This is a genomic window from Aeoliella sp. (genome assembly GCF_965227375.1).
GTDB lineage: Bacteria > Planctomycetota > Planctomycetia > Pirellulales > Lacipirellulaceae > Aeoliella.
Window position 1 is genome coordinate 2406780 of the sequence record NZ_CBDDFX010000002.1, and the last position, 23440, is coordinate 2430219.

18 protein-coding genes are annotated in these 23440 nt (G+C 60.8%); 6 read left to right on the top strand and 12 right to left on the bottom strand.

The features are described from left to right. Positions 1–42: 42 nt before the first annotated feature. From ACQK2L_RS22450 to coxB, 5 genes are read right to left on the bottom strand one after another with little or no spacing between them, the layout of a single operon-like run. Positions 43–573, bottom strand: coding sequence for a ubiquinol-cytochrome c reductase iron-sulfur subunit (locus ACQK2L_RS22450; protein WP_425399287.1), 531 nt, complete (start codon positions 571–573; stop codon positions 43–45). Next, positions 563–769 (bottom strand): hypothetical protein, encoded by a 207-nt coding sequence (locus tag ACQK2L_RS22455; protein WP_425399288.1) that lies wholly within the window; start codon positions 767–769, stop codon positions 563–565. Before ACQK2L_RS22455 ends, ACQK2L_RS22450 begins: the two co-directional genes overlap by 11 nt. 10 nt (positions 770–779) lie before the next feature. Then, positions 780–1604: a cytochrome c oxidase assembly protein gene (locus ACQK2L_RS22460; protein WP_425399289.1), complete on the bottom strand. Its 825-nt coding sequence runs from the start codon at positions 1602–1604 to the stop codon at positions 780–782. After that, complete coding sequence (gene ctaD / locus ACQK2L_RS22465) at positions 1601–3829, bottom strand: cytochrome c oxidase subunit I (protein ID WP_425399290.1); 2229 nt, start codon at positions 3827–3829, stop codon at positions 1601–1603. Before ctaD ends, ACQK2L_RS22460 begins: the two co-directional genes overlap by 4 nt. Continuing rightward, positions 3826–4773 (bottom strand): cytochrome c oxidase subunit II, encoded by a 948-nt coding sequence (gene coxB / locus ACQK2L_RS22470; RefSeq protein WP_425399291.1) that lies wholly within the window; start codon positions 4771–4773, stop codon positions 3826–3828. The genes ctaD and coxB overlap by 4 nt, the downstream gene beginning before the upstream one ends. A 308-nt stretch (positions 4774–5081) precedes the next feature. Here coxB and ACQK2L_RS22475 point away from each other — a divergent pair, with 308 nt between their 5' ends. Further along, a complete protein-coding gene (locus ACQK2L_RS22475; protein WP_425399292.1) occupies positions 5082–6392 on the top strand; it encodes an APC family permease in 1311 nt (436 codons plus the stop codon). Between the two features lie 39 nt (positions 6393–6431). Here ACQK2L_RS22475 and ACQK2L_RS22480 read toward each other — a convergent pair whose 3' ends face one another. The 5 genes from ACQK2L_RS22480 to ACQK2L_RS22500 form a co-directional block, all read right to left on the bottom strand. Then, entirely contained in the window at positions 6432–7829 is a 1398-nt protein-coding gene (locus tag ACQK2L_RS22480) for a glutamate decarboxylase (RefSeq protein ID WP_425399293.1), read from the bottom strand. Between the two features lie 126 nt (positions 7830–7955). Beyond that, positions 7956–8255, bottom strand: a complete 300-nt coding sequence (locus tag ACQK2L_RS22485) for an ankyrin repeat domain-containing protein (RefSeq protein WP_425399294.1) — start codon at positions 8253–8255, stop codon at positions 7956–7958. An 85-nt stretch (positions 8256–8340) separates the two neighbouring features. Then, entirely contained in the window at positions 8341–9570 is a 1230-nt protein-coding gene (locus tag ACQK2L_RS22490) for an Nramp family divalent metal transporter (RefSeq protein ID WP_425399295.1), read from the bottom strand. After that, positions 9567–10679: a DUF2891 domain-containing protein gene (locus ACQK2L_RS22495; protein WP_425399296.1), complete on the bottom strand. Its 1113-nt coding sequence runs from the start codon at positions 10677–10679 to the stop codon at positions 9567–9569. Before ACQK2L_RS22495 ends, ACQK2L_RS22490 begins: the two co-directional genes overlap by 4 nt. Positions 10680–10791: 112 nt before the next feature. Then, entirely contained in the window at positions 10792–11283 is a 492-nt protein-coding gene (locus ACQK2L_RS22500) for a bacterioferritin (protein ID WP_425399297.1), read from the bottom strand. 621 nt (positions 11284–11904) lie between these two features. On the opposite strand from ACQK2L_RS22500, the gene ACQK2L_RS22505 reads away from it, so the two are divergent. From ACQK2L_RS22505 to ACQK2L_RS22525, 5 genes are all read left to right on the top strand, one after another. Further along, on the top strand, positions 11905–13011 hold the full coding sequence (locus tag ACQK2L_RS22505) for a serine/threonine-protein kinase (RefSeq protein WP_425399298.1): 1107 nt from the start codon (positions 11905–11907) through the stop codon (positions 13009–13011). Positions 13012–13080: 69 nt separating this feature from the next. Continuing rightward, positions 13081–14382, top strand: a complete 1302-nt coding sequence (locus ACQK2L_RS22510; protein WP_425399299.1) for a hypothetical protein — start codon at positions 13081–13083, stop codon at positions 14380–14382. 96 nt (positions 14383–14478) lie between these two features. Further along, on the top strand, positions 14479–15531 hold the full coding sequence (gene dusB / locus ACQK2L_RS22515) for a tRNA dihydrouridine synthase DusB (protein WP_425399300.1): 1053 nt from the start codon (positions 14479–14481) through the stop codon (positions 15529–15531). Positions 15532–15702: 171 nt separating this feature from the next. Then, positions 15703–18789 carry a PSD1 and planctomycete cytochrome C domain-containing protein gene (locus tag ACQK2L_RS22520; RefSeq protein WP_425399301.1) on the top strand — a complete coding sequence of 1029 codons (3087 nt, stop codon included), beginning with the start codon at positions 15703–15705 and terminating at the stop codon, positions 18787–18789. A gap of 7 nt (positions 18790–18796) precedes the next feature. Beyond that, positions 18797–20248, top strand: a complete 1452-nt coding sequence (locus ACQK2L_RS22525; protein WP_425399302.1) for a DUF1501 domain-containing protein — start codon at positions 18797–18799, stop codon at positions 20246–20248. Here ACQK2L_RS22525 and xdhC read toward each other — a convergent pair. Both xdhC and xdhB read right to left on the bottom strand, forming a co-directional pair. Then, positions 20229–21014: a xanthine dehydrogenase accessory protein XdhC gene (xdhC, locus tag ACQK2L_RS22530; RefSeq protein ID WP_425399303.1), complete on the bottom strand. Its 786-nt coding sequence runs from the start codon at positions 21012–21014 to the stop codon at positions 20229–20231. The two genes, ACQK2L_RS22525 and xdhC, sit on opposite strands and share 20 nt — an antisense overlap. Further along, positions 21011–23440 (bottom strand): xanthine dehydrogenase molybdopterin binding subunit, encoded by a 2430-nt coding sequence (xdhB, locus tag ACQK2L_RS22535; RefSeq protein WP_425399304.1) that lies wholly within the window; start codon positions 23438–23440, stop codon positions 21011–21013. Before xdhB ends, xdhC begins: the two co-directional genes overlap by 4 nt.

The window sequence follows — 23440 nt, forward strand, 5'->3', positions numbered from 1 at the left end:
GATAGCTGGCGGTTGTTGGTGAAACGTGGGACGAGAAGGCAATTACACTGGGGTGGTGGTGAGCGGCACAGGACCCGTTTCGATCTGCACTTCGTCGTTCCGCACTCGTACGGCGAGCCTCTTGAGCGGCTTCGGTGGCGGACCACCCGCCACGGTGCCGTCGGAGTAGTAGACACCCCCGTGACAAGGACACATAAACAAGTTGGCGTCGTCCACCCAGCGCACGGGGCAGCCAAGGTGGCGGCAGTTGATCGAAAAAGCGATAAAGTGCGAGTCGTCCACACGTCGGAGCCACGCCCCGGTCTTCGCCGTGACGCCCGCCCACGGAACCGACGAGGCGTCTTCGAAGTTCACTAGCGACGTGGAGCCAACCTTGAACTGGTCGACCTTGCCCACAGTGCGCCAGTCGCGTGGCGGTTTGCGCACAATCGGCGCGAGGACGTAGGCGAGTCCCGGCACGACCATCATCGCACCGATGACCAGCGACAGGCCGACCGACAGCTTGGTGTAAAACGAACGCCGCGAAAGCTCCTCGGGGCACTCGGTCGTGTTCTCGTCCGCTTCATGCTTCATCTTGTCGTCTCCACTGATGGCAAATCTCGCTCATCCAACTCCATAGCGCCCAGACAAACAGCCCTGCGCCGGCCAGCGACATCACCCAATGCGTAAGGATGCCCCACACCAACATTGCGATCCCGAGCGCCATCGCGACCGGTACGTAGGTCGGGTCGGGCGGGAGTTCTGGCGGCAGTTCGTTTTTAACAGTCATGATGATTCTCTCACTCCGTCGAGCTATTGAGCGGGCGCCCTAAGCCAGCCGTGGCGTTAGGCGGGGTAATCGTTTCGATATGGGAATACCAACGGCACAACAGGCTCACGATGACGCAGACATACAAGCTACAAGGCGGCACCCACATCAGCAGCCCGCCCAATTGCTGGTCGATCGCCGGCGTCAGTCCAGCATCGTATAGCGACGTAAGGATATGTAGTCGGTCAACCGGGTTGGCGAACGCGGGGCACACGGTGATGGTGGTGAACGTAATGTAAATGCCCAGCAGCGTACACCCGATGCAGGCGGAGAAGAGGTACGCGATGCCATTTAGCGGCGGCAGGCGGTATCGTTTGACCGGCGAGAAGATGGGCCACCAGAACGCGAGCCCGGCGAGGATAAACGAAGCGTCGCGTAAACCGCCGATGGCGGGATTCAAAGTCGCCGCCGAACACAGCACCGGCACGTGCCAGAACCACATCGCACCCACCCCACATACCCAACCGGGCACGGGACGCGCCAGCATTTGCCCCACTCGATCGAGCCGCGCGCCTTCGAACCACTGGGTGAGCTTCTCTCGCGGCAAAGCAATCAACAAGCACATTGGCACCACCAGCAGCAGCAACAAGTGTTGCACCATGTGGGCGCTGAAGAGGTAGCCATCGGCCAACACACCAATCGGCGACACGAACGCCAACGCGAGGAAACCCACGCCCAGCACCAGAATCAGCAGTCCCTTCGCGCGGCGGAACGCCACCAGATACAGCGCGACCAGTCCCAAGGCGACCAGCCACACGGGCGACGTCCAGTTCCAGAGTGCTTGGTCCCAGATCATTGCAAGAATCCCAAGTAAACGATCACAAACACGGCGATCCAAACTACGTCGACAAAGTGCCAATACACGCCAATCGCACCGAACACTTTTGAACGCTTCGGAGTGAGGTAGCCACTGCGCGCCATCAGCAGCATGATGCCCAGCGCGACTAACCCACCGGTAACGTGCAAGCCGTGAAAACCGGTTAAAGTGAAGAACGTGGAGGCGAACAAATTACGACTGATGGTGACGCCATCCTGAATCAACTCGTTGTATTCGACCGCCTGACCAAAGAGAAAAACCACGCCCAACCCTATGGTGATCGACAGGAACTTGCGGAACGCAGCCGTATCGCCGCGGCGAAGGTGCTGCTCCGCCATCCAGAACGTGACACTGCTGGAGAGCAAGAACAGGCTGTAGATACCCGTTCGTGTCACGTTCAACGCGGTTGCGGCCGTGGGTCCGTCGCTTTCGGCTTGTGCGTTGAACACCACGTAGGAGACGAGCAGCAGAATGAAGAAGATCGCCTCGGAGACAATAAACGCCCACGCGCTGACCTTCGCCTTGTCGGGGCGGTGGCCGCTGTCTTCGGGCGTTTGCGACGACTTCCAGTCCGCAAACTCCGGATGGCTTTCATCCCACACCGGGCGGCGACTCTTAATCTCCGGCAGCGGCGACTCAAAGTTCTCTACCGGCGGCGGGGAAGTCGTGGCCCACTCCAGTGTAAACGCGTCCCAAGGGTTGTTGCCGGCCGACTGACCACGCAGCAGGCTACGGATGACATTCCACACCAGCACCAACGTGCCGGCCGCCATGAAGAAGGCGGAGACGGATGAAATCGCATTTAGCGTGGCCCAGCCAGGGTTGTCCGCGTAGGTGTAAACGCGCCGCGGCATGCCCATGAATCCCAGTACGTGCTGCACGCCAAAAGTGCCATTGAAACCGATGACCCACAACCAGAATTGAATCTTGCCCAAACGCTCGTCGAGCATCTTCCCGGTGATTTTTGGGAACCAATAATACGTAGCCGCAAACAGGGCGAAGACAATGCCGCCGATCAATACGTAGTGGAAGTGAGCCACCACAAAGTAGGTATCGGTCAACTGCCAGTCGATCGGCACGGTGGCGAACATGATACCCGTCAAGCCGCCGACGACAAACTGAATCAAGAACGCAATGGCGAACAGCATCGACGCGGTCAGGCGGATCGACCCACCCCACAGCGTGGCGGTCCAGTTGAACACCTTGATGCCGGTAGGAATCGCGATCAACAGCGTCGCAGCGGCGAAGAAGATATTCGCCCCCATGCCCAGCCCCACCGCAAACATGTGGTGCGCCCAGACACTGTAACTCAACAGCACAATCACCGACGACGAACCCGCCACGAACGCGTAGCCGTAGATCGGCTTGCGTGAGAAGACGGGAATCACCTCGGAGATCATTGCGAATGCCGGCAGGGCGAATACGTAGACTTCGGGATGCCCGAACATCCAGAAGAAATGCTGCCACAACAAGGCCGAGCCACCACGAGCGGGCTCGAAGAAGGCCGCGTCGAGCCAGCGGTCGATCAGCAGCATGGCCAGCGCCGAGTTGAGCGGCGGGATCGTGATCACGATCAGGATCGCCTGCATCAGCATGATCCACACAAACAGCGGCACTCGTTGCAGGCTCATCCCCGGCGCCCGGCAGCAAAACACCGTGGCGATGATGTTGATCGCGCCGGCGACCGAGCCAATGCCCATGACCGCCAGGCTGATGATCCAGTAATCCACGCCGGGCAGCGAACTGTACGGCTTGGTGGAGAGCGGGGCGTAGGAAAACCAGCCCGCGTCTGGCGCCGAGCCGGTGAGGAAACTCCAATACAGCAGCACCGCCCCGAACGGCAGCATCCAGAAGCTCATCGCGTTCAAGCGTGGAAATGCAACGTCTTTGGCGCCGATCATCAAAGGAATCATGTAGTTGGCGAAGCCAGTGAACACCGGCATGCCGACCAAAAACACCATGGTCGTGCCATGCATGGTGAACAGCTGATTGAAGAACTGCGGCGAAAGGAACGTGTTGTTCGGCACCAGCAGTTGAACACGGATCAACAACGCTTCGACTCCACCCACCACCAGAAACACCACGGCCAGCAGCATGTACATCAGACCGATGCGTTTATGGTCGACCGACGCTACCCATGACAGCAGCCCCCAATCGGAGCTGGCTTCGGCCGTTTCGAGTTGTGGGACCGCTTCCGTGCTCACTTCATCGAATCCAAATAGGCGACCAGTTGTTGGACCTGCTCGTCCGTGAGATTGAAATTGGGCATCTTGCAGCCCGGCTTGAACTCTTGTGGATCCTTCAGCCAACGGCCTAGGTTCTCCGGCGAATTCTCCAGCACCCCCCCGCCGAGTTCCTTGCGTCGGGCAATGTACGTCAAATCGGGGCCAATATTTGCCATCGCTGCGGTGCCCTCAATCGTGTGGCAGTTCACACAGGTGTAGGAGAAGAACAACTGTTTGCCAGCCTCGGCAATCGCGCTGGGGGTATCGGTGGGCTTGGCCGACTGCTCCGCCAGCCAGGCATCGTACTCTTGGGCATGGTGCGCGTAGACTTTGAAGTTCATCCACGCATGTTGCGTGCCACAGTACTCCGAACAAAGCCCCTGATACACGCCCGGCTTGCTCGCTTCGAGCCAAATGTAGTTGTCGCGGCCCGGAATGACGTCCATTTTTCGCGCGAGCTGCGGTACCCAGAAACAATGCACCACATCGGCCGACTGAAGCTTCACCCGAATCTTCTTGCCGGTCGGGATATGAATCTCGTTGGCGCTTTTCACTCCGGAGCCATTGTACTGGATCTCCCACCACCATTGGTGGCCGGTGACCGTCAACTCGGTATCTGCCGGCGCATCGCGAGGCGGATGCACCCTGGGCACCGCGTTCATGGTGAGGATGAGCTTGGTACTGATGGCGGCCAGCCAGAGCACGACCAACACCGGACCGACCATCCAGAAGATTTCTTTCTTGTGACTGCCAAAATCTTGCTTGGGCAGCTCGGTTCGCTTCCGCCCACGGAGAATCGCCACGACAATCAGCCCGGTGACGATGAAGAAAATGCCGGCGCTGATCCATATCACCTGCAAGAAGACATCGTAGATCGCCTGAGCTTGGGGTGATTCTGGCTGTAAGACAGGTAGATCAGACATGCCCTCCCTCTATGGGCAAGTGGGTGTCTGCTGGCGGAGGAACCCAAGCACTTGAGATTAAAGCGGGCAAGGCACGGTTGCGTCAAGAACGGGCTGTTCAAAAAACACAAGAAACTGACAACTTTGGTGCGCATTGTGAATTTGGATTGACCTTTAGAGAAACTGTGAGCGTTGCCAACGCTTGGCGATCGCATACAAGTCGTTCGGCTTGACAGTCTGGGCAACTCCCAACGAAAATTGCCCCGGCAACGAATGCAACGCGGTTCGTTGTCAGGCAATCAGGCGTACTTCAGATAGACCGGTTTGTGATGGATAGTGAGTCAGGAAAGCTGGGCACCCTGTCTGCGCTGTCGATTGGCATTGGCGGCATGGTGGGCGGCGGCATCTTCGCCACCACGGGGCTGGCGGTGCAGTTGACCAAAGGGGCGGTGCCCATCGCATTCATCGTCGCCGGGATCGTCGCCCTGTTGACCAGTTATTCCTACTTAAAGCTATCCATTGCATTCCCCGGCGAAGGGGGCACCGTCGAGTTCCTCAATCGTGGGTTCGGCACCGGCATTCTGACCGGTGCCTCGAACATTCTGCTCTGCTTCAGCTACATGGTGCTGGTGGCCATCTATGCGTACGCGCTGGGAAGCTACGGAGCGAGCTTCTTCCCCGCCGATCAAGTCGATCTGTGGCAGCACCTCATCCTCAGCGGCGCGATCGTGCTGCTAACGATCGTGAACGTGCTGGGAGGCAGCTACGTCATCCGTTCGGAGAACGCATTGAACTTGGCCAAAATGGTCATCCTGGCGGTGTTCGTCGTGGTTGGATTCTGCACGCCGATGGCGTGGCAGCGGTTGGGGCCAGAGCACTACGTGCCACCGGTCGCGATGGTCTCCGGGGCGATGATCGTGTTCTTCAACTACGAAGGGTTCGAACTGATCGCCAACGCGGCCGGTCGAATGAAGGACCGCCGCCGCGCACTGCCGGTAGCATACGTCGGCGGAGTGCTGCTGGTGATCGTGTTCTATGTATTGATCACCATGGTGGCCGTGGGACATCTTTCCTTTGACCAGATGTCCACGGCCGGCGACCACGCCCTGGCCGCGGTCGCCAATCGCCTGATGGGCCTGCCCGGACAGATGATGATCGCCGTAGCGGCGGTACTCGCCTGCGGATCTGCGATCAACGCCACACTCTACAGCGCAGGCCCTTTGACCTATACCGTAGCGCGGTCGGGCGAGTTGCCGAAGGAGCTGGAACGCAATATTCGCGGTCTGCCACTAGAGGGGATGTTCGCATTCGCCATCGTGGCGCTCGTCTTGGCCAACTTTGTTCCCCTCGACGCGATCTCCACCATGGCAAGCGCCGGATTCCTATTTATATTCATGGCCGTAAACGTCGCCAATGTACGGCTGGCGAAAGAGACGCAATCCCGGCGGTGGATCTCGGCGCTCGGAGCCATCGTCTGCGGCGCGGCGCTGGTGACGATGTGCGTTCAAATCGACGAGAACTCCAAGAGTCGCATGCAATTGTGGATTCTCATTGGCATGGTCGTCCTCTCGCTACTCATCGAAGTCGCCTACCGCGCCTGGAGCGGACGCTCGATCCACTTGGTGCGGCGGCGTCCTTGAACAACTGCTTGAACGCATGAGCCCACTGCAATTTTTCTTCTAGTGGTGGAAACCGGTCGCTTCGTCCGCCGTCATCGGCGTCTCGATGGGATGCTTCTCGAAGTGCTCGAGCGCTTGCTTCATGTCTTGCAGCAACAGCGAACCAAGATCGCGGCTGACGCCGTGCCGCACCAGGATTCGCTGAATGGCAATGTCCTGGCAGTTGGCCGGCAGGGAATAGGCCGGAACCTGCCATCCGCGGGCGCGAAGGCGATCGGCCAGGTCGAACAGGCTGAAACCCGGTTTCGCTCCTTCGCGGATCTTCCAACACAGCGCGGGGATGCCTCCGCCCATGTCGCCGTTATACAGCATCTCGAACGGACCAAGCTTCTCGATCTCGCCAGCCAAGTACTGCGCTGTCTCGTAGCACGCCGAGTGGATCTTGCGGTACCCTTCCCTGCCCAGCCGCAGGAAGTTGTAGTACTGGCAAACCACTTGCCCACCCGGTCGCGAGAAGTTCAGCGCGATGTCCCTCATGTTGCCGCCCAGGTAGTTCACCCAGAAGACCAGATCGTCCGGCAGATCGGCTGCGTCGCGCCACAGCACCCAACCCACGCCCAGCGGAGCGAGACCGAACTTGTGGCCCGAACTGTTGATCGACCTGACGCGCGGGAGTCGAAAATCCCACTCCAAGTCGGGTGCACAGAACGGCGCCAAGAACCCACCGCTGGCTGCGTCGACGTGGATGGGAATGTCCCAACCTTTGTCCTTTTGCAGTTCATCCAGCGCGGCGGCCACTGCTTTCACCGGTTCGTACTGGCAGGTAAACGTCACGCCCAACGTTGGCACCACGCCGATCGTGTTTTCGTCGCAGCGACTCAAGACCTCCTCGGGCGTCATGATCAACCGCCCCGCGTCCATCGGGATCTCGCGATGCTCGATGTCCCAGTAGCGCGTGAACTTGTGCCAGCATACTTGCACGGGGCCGGTCACTAGGTTCGGCTTGACCGTCGGCTTGCCGGCCGCCTTACGCCCGGCCTCCCACCGTCGCTTCATCGCCATGCCGCCCAGCATCGCCGCTTCGCTGGAGCCGGTCGTTGAGCAGCCAATATGATTCGCGTCCGCGGGTGCGTTCCACAATTCGCCCAGCATGTTCACGCACCGCGATTCGATCTCTGCGGTTTGCGGATACTCGTCCTTGTCGACCATGTTCTTGTCGACGCACTCGTTCATCAACTGGTGAACTTCCGGCTCGAGCCACGTTTGGCAGAAGGTTGCCAGATTCTGGCGGGAGTTGCCGTCGAGCATCAGTTCGTCGTGCACCACCGAGTAGGCGTGCCGCGGCTCGTGCTCCTTCAAGGGAAACCTGTGCTTGGGCAACGCCGTGGAGAGATCGACCGACGCGTAAATGTCGTCTTCGAGTTCGTCTTTAAACGTGTGTTTTTCGTGTAGCGTCATCGCTTGCGATCCTTCCAGGTTGGCTAACTCCAACGGAGACTGTCATCGTCAGATTACTAATAGAGCTCTCGCCCACCATGCTCAAGGCTCACATGACTCTCTTTACGGGTAGGCGTAATACTGGGTTCAATTCTGTTCCACCATGCGAAGAAACTCCTCCGCCTCTACGCTGCCACTTAGCTTGGCCAAGTCGCGGGAAGTCTCGCCGCTCTCCATTCTTGGCTGAATCTCCGCACCCTGCTGAACTAGAAACTCCAGGACGCTTAGGTGGTTGTTTTCGGCAGCGGCATGCATTGCCGTGTATCCATCCTTCGCCACTGCGTTGATATCATGCCCCTCTCGCACCGCGCGCTCCACCATCCTCAGATTTCCCAACGAAGCCCAATACTCTACTTCGTTAGCTTCAATGTCGTTGTCATCAACCATTTTTCCTAACTCAGGGTAGGTACACTCACCAACGTCGATGTTGTAGCACAGCAGTGATCCTTGGTCGACTCCGCTGGCCCCCTCGCTAGTAGATAAGACTGATTAACTTCTTAAGCCCCAGAACTACCGCGACAATGACCACGACGATCGCTGCGACATTGAGCCCCCTGCTGTTGCAGTACTCACCCAGGAGTTGGGGTCGGTTCATTGTCCAGAGAAGAAACACCGCCACGAGTGGCAACAAGAGGCCGTTGGCGGCCTGGGCAAAAACGATGGTTGCTTGCGGGCTGCTGCCGAACGCGGCCGCCAACCCGGTTCCCAACAGCACCACGGCTATCGAGGCTTGCTTGGCTAGCGACGCAGACCCGTTCGGCACCGACTCGGCGACAACGTACCCGGCCGCCAGCGGCGCGGTGATGGCGCTCGTCAGGCCAGCGGCCAGCAAGCCTGCGGCGAACAGGTACTTGCCCTTCGACCCAAGCAGCGGCTGGAGTTGCTCGGCGAGTTCGTCGGCTGTGAACGCACCATTCGGATCGCCCCCATACGCCACGGCGGCCGTGACAAGAATCGACATGGTCACCAGCCCGCCAAGTGTGACGGCCAACATAGTGTCCACGCGAGATTCGCGTAGCGATTCTCCGAGGCCATCGGCCTGACTCCAGCGCTCCTGGACGACTCGCGCCTGCAGGAACAGGTTGTACGGAACAACCGTAGTGCCAATGAGCGCCATGGCGGTGAGCAGCGACCCCGCAGGCAGCGAAAACGTGGCGGCTTCCTCGAGCATCTGCGATGCGTCGGGCCTGGCGAGAAGCGCGGTGCCGACGAACGCGATGCTCATCAATAGCACGATCGCGACGAGCAAATTCATCAAATGCCGTGGCCCCGTGCCGAACGCCAATAGCAACGCAACGACGACGCCACTTGCGACCGCTCCTAAGCGCGGTGGCAAGTCGGTCAGGATCGAAAGCCCCAACCCGGCGCCTGTCAGGTTGCCGGTCTGATAGGCGGTGTTTCCCACCACGATGGCCGACAGGACCAAAGCAACCGCAAGCCGCCTGAACGAAGCATTAGGCATCGACTCGCTGATCGCCGCGGCCAGCCCGCTTCGCGCCACCAACCCCAGCCGCCCGGCCATCTCTTGCAAGACGATGGTCGCGACGATCGCCAGTAGCAGCGTCCATAGCAAGGAGTAGCCAAACATCGCGCCGGCGCGGCCGGCGGTGATCACCGTGCCCGGGCCGATGAACGCAGCGGTGACGACAAACCCCGGGCCGAATCTCCAGCGGCGCGCCGAGGTGCGTTGGTCGCTGCTCATGGCTCGCAACCAACCTGGGTTAGCAAGTAAACGGAGAACGTCGCCAGCCAATGTTCGCCCTCGTAATGGCCGCTGAACACGTACTTCATTCCCGCTTGGGTGTGGGCCGCAACCGATCGTTGCAGGACCTCGCGGCGAGGATCGTCGGCCGGCAGCGCCGAAAGCACTCCCTGCTGCGTCCAACCGCGCGACAGGTTCAGTCCCACCAGATGTACGATCTTGGGATCGGTCACATCGGATACCTCCGCCGGCTGGAGAAGATTCGCTGCGTCGGAGTTGGCATCGGCCAGTTTAGGCAAGAATTGCTCAAGCCACTCGGCGAATTCGTCCGGCGGTAGCACTCGCCGCATCAGGTCGGCTTCATTCCAAGCGGTCGAGAAGAAATCTTCGCCCGAAGGCTCGAACCGACTGGGATAGTTGCGATCCGACAAGTACTTCTCGCGACTGTATGACGTGATGAGCGTCTCGAGTTCCTCGTTGTCCACCATCCGCGCGTAGTCGAGCATCTGCCCGAGCGCGAACGCGGTATCGGGGTGCACTCCCGTGCGGATTGGATACGTCAGGCGAGGTAAGTAGCTCTTCGTCAGTTCGACGATGCGATTTTCCAGCGGCGCCAGGTTCTCCGCCCATCGCTTGGCGTCGGGGTCGTCCCACTGTCGCAGCTCGGCGGCCAGTCGTAACGTCCACGCCCAGCCGTAGGTGCGTTCGAAGCTGAGGTTTTCCTTGGCGTCGAAGTACTGCGCCTCGACCAGCAGTTTGTCGGCAGTCAGTTGATCGTTGAGCAGCGTCCGAATCTCGCCCACCACCGGCGCATCGGGATACAGCTTCGCCAGTCGCACGAGCATCCAGTGCCCGTGCACTGAAGAATGCCAGTCAAAACACCCGTAGAACACGGGGTGCATCTCCTTCGGCGATTGCAGCGACTCCCGCCCGATCATCACGTTGCTGGGCTTATTGGGATACTCGCGCACGATCCCGTCGAGCGCCAGTCGGGCAAACCGCGACACCTGCTCGTCGGAGAGCTTCCCGCCGGGCAGCAGTTCATCTGGTTTACACGGAGTCGTCGTCATCGAGATGCCGATCAAGACCAAGAACAGAGTCAAACGCATTGCACTACACTTTCCTGAGACTACTCAGGATTACTTTCACACAAATATGAAAAGAGAGACGCGGTTGGCTACCAGCGTCTCTCTATGGAATTCTAATGCTGAACCTCGATGATTAGCCCTCCGCGCCCTCGTTCGGCGCGGACATGTGCTTGGCGATGTAGGCCGGCTCGCCCATCCGCTCTAGCAGGTCGAGTTGCAGCTCCAGCCAGCTCATGTGCCCTTCTTCGTCTAGCACGATCTGCTCGAAGATGCTTCGCGATCCAATATCGCCGGCCTCGTAGGCCTTCTTGGCTGCGCCGGTGTAGAAGCAAATGGCTTCCTTCTCGTCATCCAGATCCAGCTGGAACATCTCCGCCAGCGACTTCGCCACGACGGGAGTCTTGTCCAACGTCATCTCGGGCGTTCCCTTAAGGAACAGGATGCGATCGAGAAACGTCTTGGAGTGACCGAGTTCCTCGGTCATCTCTTCGCCCATCTGCGCGGCGAGGCGGTCGATGCCCCAATCGCTTAGTACGCTACCATGCAGTTGGTACTGATGAGCGGCGGTGAGTTCCATGGAGAGCGCCTTTTGCAGGTCGGCGAGCACCTCTGGGTTGGTAGGCATTTGGGGATGGACCTCCATTCCTTGATTCTAGACCGAAGGGGATGGCGCAGGCGGACTCGTCCTCGCTCCCCCGTAAATGGGTGAGAACTCAGTCTAGGAGTTGCCCAACATCGGTTCAATCGGACGCAAGTCGACCAGGTGCCGATATCGACAGACCTTTCGGTTTGGGCAGCTTTTCGACGGACGGCCGGACGCCCCCCCCTGCAGAGGGTCCTCCACGAGTTGCGTAAAACCGATCGTGCGCCACTCGTGAGTATTTCGTCGCGAACTGGCGGCGGGCCAGGAACCTCTGCTAGGCGCGCAGATGTCGAGTACACCGCGCACGTGCGCCCAACCACGCTTGCATTAGCGAGTACATCCGCACTGTGTGTTGCCATGGGACTAGAATCTCGGCAAAAACCCAAAAATAGTCGTTGCGCAGCAACTTCTGTAGAAACCGAATGAAGCTTCGCGGTATGACAATTCCAGCTGGACATTCTTGCTAGCGGCGAAGTAAAATCAGAGGACGTGGCGGGGATATCGACTCATCCCACCAAGTGCAGACAAGTGCCCTGTGGGAAGAATCTGTCCCTTGGAAAAAGGACTACGCCACGACTCATCAGGTGGAGCGACACAACCATAATGGATAGCAGCACTACGATTCTACACTCACCGCGCACGGTGGGGCCGCATGAACGCCCGCCCGGCCAAGACGTGGATGAGATTCTTCGTTCTTACGGCGAACTGATACAGCGAAGTAAACTCGGCTGGACTGAGCATCTGCGGCTCAGGCGACTGCTCGGAACCGGTGGTCAAGGACAAGTATATTTGAGCGAGCGCCGTGGCTCCGACGGCTTCACCCTGCCGGTAGCACTCAAGTTCTTCTCGCCAGAGCGGTTCGAAGGCGAACGCGACTACGTCGAAGCGATGCGGCGGATGGCCCAGGTGGGCTGCCACGTGTCGAAGATTCAGCACGACAACCTGCTGGACGTTTACAACTTCATCGAGCGCAACCGCGTCCGCATTCTCGAGATGGAATGGGTCGACGGCTATGATCTCGACATTCTGCTGACGCCCTCCATGCTCGAGCGCGCACGGCAGCAAGTGGGCTGGGAACGTTGGGAGTACATCAACAATGTCGTCGTGACCCGCGGCCCGGTGCGCCCCCGCCTGAAGCCGGGCATGGCCGTAGCGATCATGCACGAAGTGCTCGCGGGACTCGCCGCGCTGCACCGCGAGGGCATTGTGCACGGCGACATCAAGCCGTCGAACATCATGGTCAAACGCACGGGGCATCCGAAGATCATCGATATCGGCTCGGCTGTGGAACTTTCGAACCTGCCACCGCAGCGAACCTGCACACCGCAGTACGCAGCGCCCGAGATCCTGGAGCGCGAAGACGTCTCGCCTCGCTCCGACCTGGCCAGCGTGGGCTACGTACTGGTCGAGGCGCTGTCGGGTCGTCCCCTGTTCGCGGGCATTAAGGACTACGCGGCGATGCTCGAAGCCAAGCGCACCTTGCCGCAGCGGCTGGAGAAAGTGGTACCGCCCGAGGTTCGCGACAGCGAACTGCTGATGACCATTTGCCGCCGGCTCACGTCGCCCGATCCGATGCTGCGGTACGCCAGCGCCGAAGAGGCGATTACTTGCGAAGACGGTTTGGCCGAGTTCGAACGGACTCTCGTGCGTGGCGACCTGGCCAGCGAATACGAAAACGAAATGCGGGTGTGGCTGGAAGAACTCGACTGACCTTTGCAGGCAGCCGCGCACTCCGCCAAGCCCCCCAACGCAACACTCCAGTCAGGAAGGAACTGACCGATGCGTTTGCTCGCCACTCTCTTGTTGCTGCCCGCCGCGACGACGCTTGCCCAAGGCAGTCGCTACGAATCGCCGCTTGGGCCACCTCCCGAGCCCGCGGGTAGTGCGACCACTGGGAACGAAGCACGCGAGTTACTCCGCAACTTTGATGTTTCGCAGGGCAACTTGCCCGGTGACAATCGTACCGCTCAGCCCGCCAGCGAAACGCCTGCGGCGCGACCCATCGCTCCGCGCGACACCGCCACCCCGGCTCGCGCACCGGTCGCCACACCGCCCAACTCTTACACAAACGAATCGCCGTACGGGGCCGCGGCATCCGCAGCCACCAGCAGCCGCACGCCCACCGGATCTAGCGCGCCCGCGGACACCGAACACGCGAAGAGGCTCATGGAGGCGGCGCTCACCCCACCTGCCAACACGCAACTTTCCGGCAGCGCTGTCTACCTGGTGGACGTGGTGGCCCGGGTCAGTTCGCGCAGCGAGCAATCGGAGTGCATCGGCGCCTACTGGGATCTCTGCAGCGGTGCGGCCGACTACTATCTAAGCCTGCGAGAACTGTCCGACTTGGGCAACGTCGTGGCGCGGTACGGCCAAACGGCGACTCTGCAGCAGTCGATGAAGAAACTCGAGAAGCGTCGCGACACCGCGTTGGCAGCCGCTCGGGCGTCGCAACGCCGGTTGGCATCGCTGATGGGCCGCAATCAATCGTCGCCGCTACCGCTGCCAGGCGATATGCCTCATTGCAGCGGCTACAAGACGTATCACGCGCAATACTTCCCGACCAGCGACTCTCCCGAAGCGGCGGAACTCGACAAACTGCTGCCGCTGCGTCACGCCGAACTGCTGGAGGCGGCGGCCACTGTGTCGCAGGCCGAGAAGTTTTTCAACACGTTCGCCAACCGCCCGATGAACGATCAAGGCGTTGAGCTGTTGATGCACCTGGAGGGACTGGCGCTCAAACGGCGTGCATTCGTGCAGATCGCGCGCGACTACAATAAGCGAGTCGCCCGCTACACGGAACTTGCCCGCCCCGGCCAATTAGGCGCGAACCGTTTGGTGTCGATGCTGATCAAGACCAATGGCAACGTGGCGAGCCGCACTTCGGAGCCAACCCAGCCTGGGCTGAATACTCGCTCGGAGTTCGAACCTCCCCGCACCTTTCAGCCGGGCGGCAATCCCCTCCGCGATACTGCACCTCGCTTGGACGAGGACGTGATGACCACCAGCGGCGAATCGCCTAACATGGTAGAGAAGGTCGCACCGGGAGAAACCTCGGTGTTGCGCCGCACCGAAGCCGAGTAGCCCGCTCGCAAACAGAGCTTGCTCCGTTTATCCTGGTGCTATGCTCCTTTCCACCGAAGTTTCACGAAGCCCTCGTGCTTCGAAGCACCTGCGTCGATGACCACGTACCACGGCAACTCGACCCGCGCGCTGGCGCCCCCGATTTGGATCGGCCCCCTGAAGGTCGATCCGCCGATCCTGCAAGCGCCGATGGCGGGCTTCACGAACTATCCGTTTCGACAGATCGTCCGGCAGTTCGGCGGCGCGGGACTCCTGGCGACCGAGATGGTGAACGCCAAGGGATTCGTGTGGCTCGACGAACAAGAAGCCACCCACCCGGATCGTTTGTGGGGTGTCGCCGACGAACCCCGCCCGCTGGCGGTGCAGATTTGGGATAACGACCCACCGACGCTGGCCAAGGTCGGCCGGCGGCTGGCCACCGAATACAAGGTTAGCGTGGTCGACATCAACTTTGGCTGCCCAGTGCGGCAAGTCACCCAGAAGGCGCACAGCGGCTCTTACCTGCTGAGCCAGCCGGAGCGGATGGGACAGATCATCGAACAAGTCGTCGCTGCGTGCGCCCCGACACCGGTTACCGCCAAGATTCGCCTCGGCTGCACGCGCGACAAAATCAACGCCACGGACATTGCCCAAGTGGTGGAAGGTTCTGGTGCGGCGGCGCTCACCGTACATGGTCGCACAGCGGCCGACATGTTCCGCGGCGAAGCCGATTGGGAGCAGATCTCCGAGATCAAGCCCTTTCTGAAGAACATCCCGCTCATCGGCAATGGCGACCTCGACACGCCCGAGAAAGTAGTGCGGGCATTCCAAAATTTCGACGTCGACGGAGTGATGATCGCCCGAGCAAGCTTAAACAAGCCGTGGCTGTTCGCGCACGCCGCCGCGGCAGTGCGCGGCGAGCCGGTACCACCTGAGCCGTCGTTGGAAGAACAACGTCAACTGATGATGCACCACTATCACCTGGTTTGCGATCGCTTCGGCGTGGAAAAGGGAACCGTTTTGATGCGCAAGTACGCTTGCTGCTACGCCCAAGGCCGCCGCGGGGCCCGCGACTTCCGCAAGCACGTGGCCAAAGTCACCACGCGCGACGAGTTTCATCAAGTGGTGGACAACTACTTTCCCCGCGATCTTCAGCCGGCGCCGGTATAGCCAAACGGGCCCTGGACGTTTCACGAATCCTGCTTTTTTCAAGCAATTCGTAGAAACACATTTTCAGCGCAAAGCAACCACCTGGAATTGTTGATAGCATGCGACTGCGTGTGCTACGATGATGGATAGTTCCGGTTGAATCATTGCTTCCCTCTCTCACGCCAGGCGACGATGCAAACTTGTAGGCAGATTGTTTATCTATTGCTTTGTTTGTCACCCGTGGCCGCTGCTCCTTCCGCCCAAGCGGTCGACTTCCGGCGTGATGTGCTTCCGCTCTTGTCCGATCGCTGCTTCAGTTGCCATGGTCCGGACGAACATGCGCGCGAGGCCGACTTGCGACTCGACGATCGTGAGGCGGCGCTCGATTACGGCGCCATCGTGCCGAACGATCCTGACTCCAGTACGCTGGTCGAACGGATCTTTGCCGAAGACGACAGCGTGATGCCTCCCCGCGACGCGAAACAGAAGCTCTCGGCTGCCGAGCGCGAAATCCTCAAACAATGGGTGGCCGAAGGGGCCGTGTACGAGAAGCACTGGTCCTTCGTACCTCCTGAGAAAGCGCCTGCGCCTGAGGTGGAAGCCAAGAGCTGGCCAGCGGGCGCGATCGACGAGTTTGTCCTGGCGAAGCTCGAGTCACTGAACCTCAAGCCGAGCGCTCCAGCCGATCGCTACACGCTCGTGCGACGACTATACCTCGACCTGACCGGCTTGCCGCCATCGGCCGAAGAGGTGCAGGCGTTCGTCGAAGACGACTCGCCCGATGCCTACGAGAAGCTGGTCGACCGCTTGCTCGCGAGCCGTCACTTCGGCGAGCGGATGGCGCTCGATTGGCTCGATGCGGTGCGCTACGCAGATACCAACGGCTACTCAATCGACGGCGGCCGGCACATGTGGTTATGGCGCGACTGGATCATCAACGCGATGAACCAGAACATGCCGTACGACCAATTCCTGGTCGAACAGTTGGCTGGCGACTTGCTCGAAAACCCCACGGATGCGCAGTTGATCGCTACCGGCATGCAGCGGAACAACATGGTGACTCACGAGGGGGGAACCATCCCGCTAGAGAACCTGACAAACTACAACGCCGACCGCGTGAAGACCCTGGGCGAAGCGGTCATGGGCCTCACGCTTGGTTGCGCGCAGTGCCACGACCACAAGTACGACCCGATCACTCAACGGGACTACTACCGGTTGTTTGCCTACTTCAACACGGTTAGCGACAAAGGGCTCGATGGCAATGGCGGCGTCAACCCGCGTCCCTACTTCAAATCGAAGTCGGTGTTGCAAACCGGGGAAGAACCGGAACTGCGAGTCACCATCGCCCGACTCGAACAGCAGCTCGCCAATCAAAACGAGGCCGACATCGCCGTGTGGGAAGATGAGCAGCGCGCTGCACTCAGCCGTCGCGGCGTCGACCTGGAATTACACCCAACGCGTGCGCTACGAATCAGCACTCCCAACGCTGGGAGCGGATTCGACATCCAGGGTGAGCGAGAAATTCGCATCACCTCTCCTCCTTCGTTCGCTGCCTTCGACGTGCTGCTCGAACTACCCCAGATCGACACCGACATCACCGGTGTTCGTGTGCGATTCCTGCCCGATGCCGAGCGTGGTGGAGCGATTGGCCATGGCAAGGTGAATAAGAACGATTCTCGCGGCACGCTGGCCTTGTCGGCCCTGTCCATGAGCGCCGACCCCGCCCCCGGCGATCAAGTGAACCTGCACCACTTGCGCGGGGCGAAGCAAGTTACCGCGAGCAGTTGGCGCGAAGGATATCGCCCTGAATTGGTGCTCGACCCTCGCCGTCGCAATGGCTGGTCGCCCAGGACCGAAGGCAGCGGCCCGCAGCATGTAACATACACGTTCGTCGAGCCCGTTCGCGCCGACCAGACGCCCTACCTCACGGTGCAACTCAATTTTGGCATCGGCAAGAAGTTGGTCGGATCGAAAATGGAGATCGATGTGATCACCGGCAACGACGACGGTAGCACGCTGCCGCCAGAGATAATCTCGATCATCGAAACGCCGCCTGACCAACGCACGGAAGAACAAACACAGGCTATCAAGGACTACTTTGCCAAGCACTCCGCAACCACCGAACCACTTCGCATCGCGCTGGCCAACGCTCGTGAGCGTCTGCGTGTGGTGACTGAAGAGTTCACCACGATGATCATGGACCAGGCGCAGAAGCCGCGGACGACGTATATCCTGGCGCGGGGCGACTACTCGCAGCCGGGCGAGGTCGTCACGCCAGGCACGCCCGAGGTGCTACCCACCATCGAAGGCACAACTCCCGACAACCGTTTGGGCCTCGCGCTGTGGTTGGTCGACTCCAAGCACCCGCTCACCGCCCGCGTCGCGGTGAATCGTGTGTGGAAGCAGTTCTTCGGTGCCGGGTTGGTCCGCACGCCGGCCGACTTTGGCCTGCAGGGCGCGTATCCCTCACACCCTGAGTTGCTGGACTGGCTGGCCGTCGACTTCATCGAGAGCGGTTGGGACGTGAAACGCTTGGTGCGAATGATCGTTACCTCCAACACCTACCGCCAAACCGCGGCCGCGCCCAATGAACTACTTGTTCGCGATCCGCTGAATGAACTCCTGGCCCGCGGCCCACGCTTTCGCCTGCCCGCTGAACTGGTCCGTGACATGGCGCTCAGGACCAGTGGCCTGATGGTCAATCGCCTGGGTGGCCCGAGCGTGAACCCCTACACGCCCGGCGACTTGTGGCGCGAGGTGAGCCATTACGGCAGCACACCGGCCACGGCTCAAGCCTTCGTACAAGACCATGGTGAGAAGCTCTACCGCCGATCGCTTTACACCTATTGGAAACGCACCGTTCCGCCGCCCAACATGGCAGCGTTCGACGCGCCCAGCCGAGAGACTTGCGTGGTGAAACGCGGGGCGACGAACACTCCGCTGCAAGCATTGGTGCTGCTGAACGATACGCAGTTCGTCGAAGCCTCCCGCGCGTTTGCCGAGCGTATCTACGCACACGACTCCAGCGACGAGGTCCGGCTGCGCTGGGCGCTGCTCGAAACGCTCTCGCGCCCAGCTACGGAAGCCGAGTACGATGTCGTGCTGCAAACCCTCACGCGCGAACGAGAACGTTACGCCAACGACGCCGAAGCGGCGGAGAAGTTACTGGCTGTAGGCGAATCGCTACGCGACGTGTCGATCCCGGCCGCCGAACACGCCGCCTGGACACAAGTCGCAACGCTAATGTTGAATCTGAGCGAAGCTATCACCCGAAACTGATCTCACCATGAACCATCCGGCTTACCAGCACGAGTTGAATACCACCCGGCGGGCATTCCTAGGCCATTCGGCGCGTGGCATCGGCGCAGTTGCGCTCGGCACGATGCTGGCTGCCGACCAAGTGTCCGCCGAATCGGCGGTGGCGGACCTGATTCCGCACTTCGCCCCTCGCGCGAAGCGCGTGGTGTGCCTGTTTCAGGCCGGCGGTTTGTCTCACGTCGACCTATTCGACTACAAACCCACACTCCGCAAATTCCACGGCCAGGAAATCCCGCCCGAAGTGAAGGGCGATCAGCGCCTTACCGGCATGACGAGCGGCCAGTCGGCCTATCCGGTCACGCAGCCCCTCGCACCCGGACGGTTGTGTGGCGAACATGGCACATGGATCAGCGATCTGTTGCCGCACACGCAGAAGATTGCCAACAAACTGACGATCGTCAAATCGATGTACACCGAGGCCATCAATCACGATCCGGCCATCACGTTCGTCAACACGGGCAACCAACAGCCGGGATATCCGAGCATGGGCGCGTGGGCCAGCTACGGCCTGGGCAGTGCGAATCGCAACCTGCCGACGTTCATCACCATGACTTCGCAAGGATCGGGTAAATACCCTGGTCAGCCGATTTACTCGCGGCTGTGGGGCAGTGGCTTCCTGCCTTCCACCCACCAGGGCGTGGGACTCCGCCCCGGGGCGAACCCGGTGTTATACCTCGACAACCCACCCGGCGTTTCGCGCGCGCAGCGCCGTGAGCTGCTCGACGAGCTTGGGCAGATGAATCACATGGCCGCCGAGCGGATGGCCGACGCCGAAACACTGGCCCGCATCGACGCCTACGAGATGGCGTTCCGCATGCAGATGTCGGTGCCGGAACTGATGGACCTTAGCGGCGAGTCGCCTGAAACGCTGGAAAGCTACGGCCCCGACGCCATGCGCCCGGGCAGCTATGCGGCGAACTGCCTGCTGGCTCGCCGACTGCTCGAGCGTGATGTGCGATTCGTGCAACTCTTCCACCGTGGCTGGGATCAGCACATCGCCCTGGCGAAGCAGTTGCCGCGGCAATGCCAGGACATCGATCAACCGACTGCCGCGCTGGTGAGCGACCTGGAGCAGCGTGGCCTATTGGATGATACGTTAGTGCTGTTCGCCACGGAGTTCGGCCGCACGGTGTTCACCCAGGGCAGGTTCGAATCGCCAGCCGCGGGGCGCGATCATCACGGTCGCTGCTTCACCATTTGGATGGCGGGCGGGGGTGTTCGCGCCGGCATGGAGTACGGGAGCACCGACGACTTTTGCTACAACATTGCCGAGAACCCCGTTCACCTGCGCGACATGCACGCCACACTGCTGCACTGCCTGGGCATCGACTTCGAGCGGTTCACCTATCGATTCCGCGGCCTCGACGTCGGCCTCACCGGGGTCGAGCCGGCGCGAGTGGTCAACGAGATTCTGACATAAGTGCGTCGCGCACTTCCAGCAACTGCGCGGCGATGCTCACGGCAATCTCCGCGGGGTGGTTGGTGCCGATCGGCAATCCCACCGGGCAGTGAAAATCGATCTTCTCAGATGGAATGCCCGCCTCGGCAAGGTCCTTCTTCAGCACTGCCGCCTTAGTCTTACTGCCGATCACGCCAACAAACGGATACGTCGTGTCGCCGGCGAACAACCGTTTGAGCACCGGCAAGTCGCTGCGATGCCCTTGCGTCATGCACAGTACAAACGACTTGGAAGAGAGACTCTCGACGTAGTCGGCAGGCGACGCCAGTTGGATAGCCTCCACTTGCTGCGGCAGATTCGCCAGCCACTCCGCACGCGGATCGACACACGTCACACGGCAGAGCAATGCGACCAGCAAGCGCGTCAGCGCCTGCGCGACGTGCCCCGCGCCGAACACCACGATGTCCCACGCGGTGCCACCGAAGCATTCGAACAGCAACTTCACGCGGCCGCCACAAGTCATGCCGACATCGGCCTTCAGGTTCCAATCGACAAAATGGCATGTGCTCGCATCGGCCTCAAGCATCTCGCGGGCCTGATCGATCGCTTTGGCTTCGACGCGCCCGCCACCGACGGTGCCGCAAGCGAGACCGGCGGTGGTGACGAGCATTTTCGCGCCGGTATCCGAGGGCGTCGAGCCGGACGCCTCGACGAGTGTGACCATGACGCAGCGTTCGCCGGAGCTAACAAGTTCCGCACACCGCTGGAGCAGTACGTCGGGAGTCATGATCGACCCGCCCGGGGCTTCACCGCGCCCACTCCGTTAGTCGGAGCACCGTTGTCGGCCGACTTCGCGTCCCGTGGCGCGGAGGACGCGGTCAGATCGGTAAGTGTCATCAATAGCTCCTCGCCCGTGGCGGGCAGGGCTAACTCGAATGGCTTGCCATCGGCCACAGAAGCAACTGCATTGCGGGCGGCCAGCCAGACGGCGAGCCCCAGCATCAGCGGCGGCTCGCCCACGGCCTTGCTATGGCGAATGTTCTTCGTGTGTTTCGTGTTCGCGATGAAGTCGACGTTAAACGTGCGAGGCAGGTCCGTGATGTTCGGAATCTTATAGGTGGTTGGGCCCGTGGACAGCAGCCGACCGGTGTCATCGAACAGCAATTCCTCGTTGGTCACCCAACCAACGCCCTGCATGAAGCCACCGATCACCTGGCCACGGTCGATGCCCGGGTTGATCATCTTGCCGACGTCCATCAGCAGGTCCGCCCGATCGAACACCAACTCGCCGGTCAGGAGGTCGATGGTCACTTCGGCAACCGCCGCGCCGGTGGTGTAATAAAAGAAGGGATTGCCACGCCCCGTTTCGCGGTTGTAGTCGACGCCCGGCGTGGCGAAAAAGCCGCGGGCGCCCAGGTCGATCCGCTCTCGCCGGGCAATGCTGCAGAACTCACCAAACGCCAGCCGCGCGTTGGGATCGAGGTCGCGGTCGTCGTAGACCAAGCCCCCTTCAATACAAATATGCTCCGGCGACGCGACGAGGCCTTTCTCGACGTCGGCCAGCAGCACGGCGGCAAACTCCCGCATGCGGTGCTTGATCTTCTTGCACGCGTTCACCGCAGCCGCCCCGTTCAGGTCGGCGCCGGCGCTGGCGGCGGTGGGCGAAGTGTTGATGTTCTTCTCGGTCGAGGTGGTCATTAACTGCACCCGATCGATCGAGAGCCCAAACTCGTCGGCCACAATCTGCTTGAGCTTGGTGTTGAGCCCCTGCCCCATCTCGGTGCCGCCGGTCGACACCTGCACGGTGCCATCCATGTAGACATTCACCAGCGCGTTGGCTTGGTTCAAAAACTTGGTGGTGAACGAGATGCCAAACTTCACCGGCGAAAGGGCGATACCTTTCGCATGAGTGCGACTCGTGGAGTTGAACTTCTGGATCTCGCGGCGGCGACTCTCATAGCCGGAACTCTCGGCAAGTTGCTCGAAGATCTCGTCGAGCACATGGTCGCGAACAATCTGCCCATAGTGCGTCTGTTGCCGCCCGGCGACGCCGTCCTGGTAGAGATTCGCGCGTCGCACCGCGCAGGAGTCGATGCCCAGGTGTGCGGCGATTCGCTCGATGCCGTTTTCGATGACCGCAATGCCCTGCGGTCCACCAAAACCGCGGAACGCCGTGTTGGGAGGCAAGTTCGTACGGCAAACCTGCCCCGTGACGCGCATCATCGGGATGCTGTAGGCATTGTCGGCGTGCAGCATCGTTCGCTCGAGTACCGCCGTCGACAAGTCGGCGAACGCACCGCCGTTGGAGTAAAACGCCATCTCGGCCGCCAGCAGGCGACCCGTGTTGTCGAAGGCAATGCGATAGTCGCACTGGTACTGATGCCGCTTGCCGGTAATCGCCATGTCCTGGGCGCGGGTGAGCACCAACCTGGCGGGCTGGCCGGTGGCCGCGGCGACTATCGACACCATCACAGCAGTAAGCGACGATTGGGTTTCCTTGCCGCCAAAGCCGCCGCCCATCCGCGGGCACTCGCACACCACCTGATGCATGCCCATGCCGAGCGCTTCGGCCACGACCGTCTGCGTTTCCGTCGGATTTTGCGTCGACGAGATCACCCGCACCACGCCGTCTTCGCGTAGTTCGGCGAGCGCGGCCTGCGTTTCGAAGTAAAACTGCTCCTGCCCGTTGCTGTGAAACCGCCCGGCGAGCGTATGCGGTGCATCGCGAAAGGCAGCGTCGAATTGCTTATCGTCTTCCGCGGCAGGGCTCGTCATGTGCCGGTGGGGGCCAATGAACGACTCGCACTCGATGGCTTTGTCGATCGACAGAATCGGTTCGGCAGCCTCGCACACCAGTTCAATCCTAGCGGCCGCCTCAGAGGCGGCTTCTTGCGTATCCGCTCCGATGACCACGACGGGCTGGCCGATGTAGCTGAGTTGTTCGTCGACCAGAAACGGCTCGTCGGAGATGATCGGCCCAAAGTGATTTGGCCCACCAAGGTCTTCATGCGTGAGCACGCAACGCACGCCGGAAGCCGACCTGGCCGCTTCGAGTCCCTTGATTTCCTTCAGCCTGCCCGCGGCGATTGGCGAACCGACGAACGCCACGACCAACTCGCGCTCGCGACGCGGCAGGTCGTCGATGTACGCGGCCGTGCCGGTAACATGGCCAACGGCCGATTCGTGCGGAATGGCGTTTCCAACCTGGGGCAT

What these genes read in the sequence shown, in the direction of transcription:
- ACQK2L_RS22450 (WP_425399287.1), bottom strand. Translation starts at nt 573, where the DNA reads ATGAAGCATGAAGCGGACGAGAACACGACCGAGTGCCCCGAGGAGCTT.
- ACQK2L_RS22455 (WP_425399288.1), bottom strand. Translation starts at nt 769, where the DNA reads ATGACTGTTAAAAACGAACTGCCGCCAGAACTCCCGCCCGACCCGACC.
- ACQK2L_RS22460 (WP_425399289.1), bottom strand. Translation starts at nt 1,604, where the DNA reads ATGATCTGGGACCAAGCACTCTGGAACTGGACGTCGCCCGTGTGGCTG.
- coxB (WP_425399291.1), bottom strand. Translation starts at nt 4,773, where the DNA reads ATGTCTGATCTACCTGTCTTACAGCCAGAATCACCCCAAGCTCAGGCG.
- ACQK2L_RS22475 (WP_425399292.1), top strand. Translation starts at nt 5,082, where the DNA reads ATGGATAGTGAGTCAGGAAAGCTGGGCACCCTGTCTGCGCTGTCGATT.
- ACQK2L_RS22480 (WP_425399293.1), bottom strand. Translation starts at nt 7,829, where the DNA reads ATGACGCTACACGAAAAACACACGTTTAAAGACGAACTCGAAGACGAC.
- ACQK2L_RS22485 (WP_425399294.1), bottom strand. Translation starts at nt 8,255, where the DNA reads ATGGTTGATGACAACGACATTGAAGCTAACGAAGTAGAGTATTGGGCT.
- ACQK2L_RS22490 (WP_425399295.1), bottom strand. Translation starts at nt 9,570, where the DNA reads ATGAGCAGCGACCAACGCACCTCGGCGCGCCGCTGGAGATTCGGCCCG.
- ACQK2L_RS22495 (WP_425399296.1), bottom strand. Translation starts at nt 10,679, where the DNA reads ATGCGTTTGACTCTGTTCTTGGTCTTGATCGGCATCTCGATGACGACG.
- ACQK2L_RS22500 (WP_425399297.1), bottom strand. Translation starts at nt 11,283, where the DNA reads ATGCCTACCAACCCAGAGGTGCTCGCCGACCTGCAAAAGGCGCTCTCC.
- ACQK2L_RS22505 (WP_425399298.1), top strand. Translation starts at nt 11,905, where the DNA reads ATGGATAGCAGCACTACGATTCTACACTCACCGCGCACGGTGGGGCCG.
- ACQK2L_RS22510 (WP_425399299.1), top strand. Translation starts at nt 13,081, where the DNA reads ATGCGTTTGCTCGCCACTCTCTTGTTGCTGCCCGCCGCGACGACGCTT.
- dusB (WP_425399300.1), top strand. Translation starts at nt 14,479, where the DNA reads ATGACCACGTACCACGGCAACTCGACCCGCGCGCTGGCGCCCCCGATT.
- ACQK2L_RS22520 (WP_425399301.1), top strand. Translation starts at nt 15,703, where the DNA reads ATGCAAACTTGTAGGCAGATTGTTTATCTATTGCTTTGTTTGTCACCC.
- ACQK2L_RS22525 (WP_425399302.1), top strand. Translation starts at nt 18,797, where the DNA reads ATGAACCATCCGGCTTACCAGCACGAGTTGAATACCACCCGGCGGGCA.
- xdhC (WP_425399303.1), bottom strand. Translation starts at nt 21,014, where the DNA reads ATGACTCCCGACGTACTGCTCCAGCGGTGTGCGGAACTTGTTAGCTCC.
- xdhB (WP_425399304.1), bottom strand. Translation starts at nt 23,440, where the DNA reads ATGCCCCAGGTTGGAAACGCCATTCCGCACGAATCGGCCGTTGGCCAT.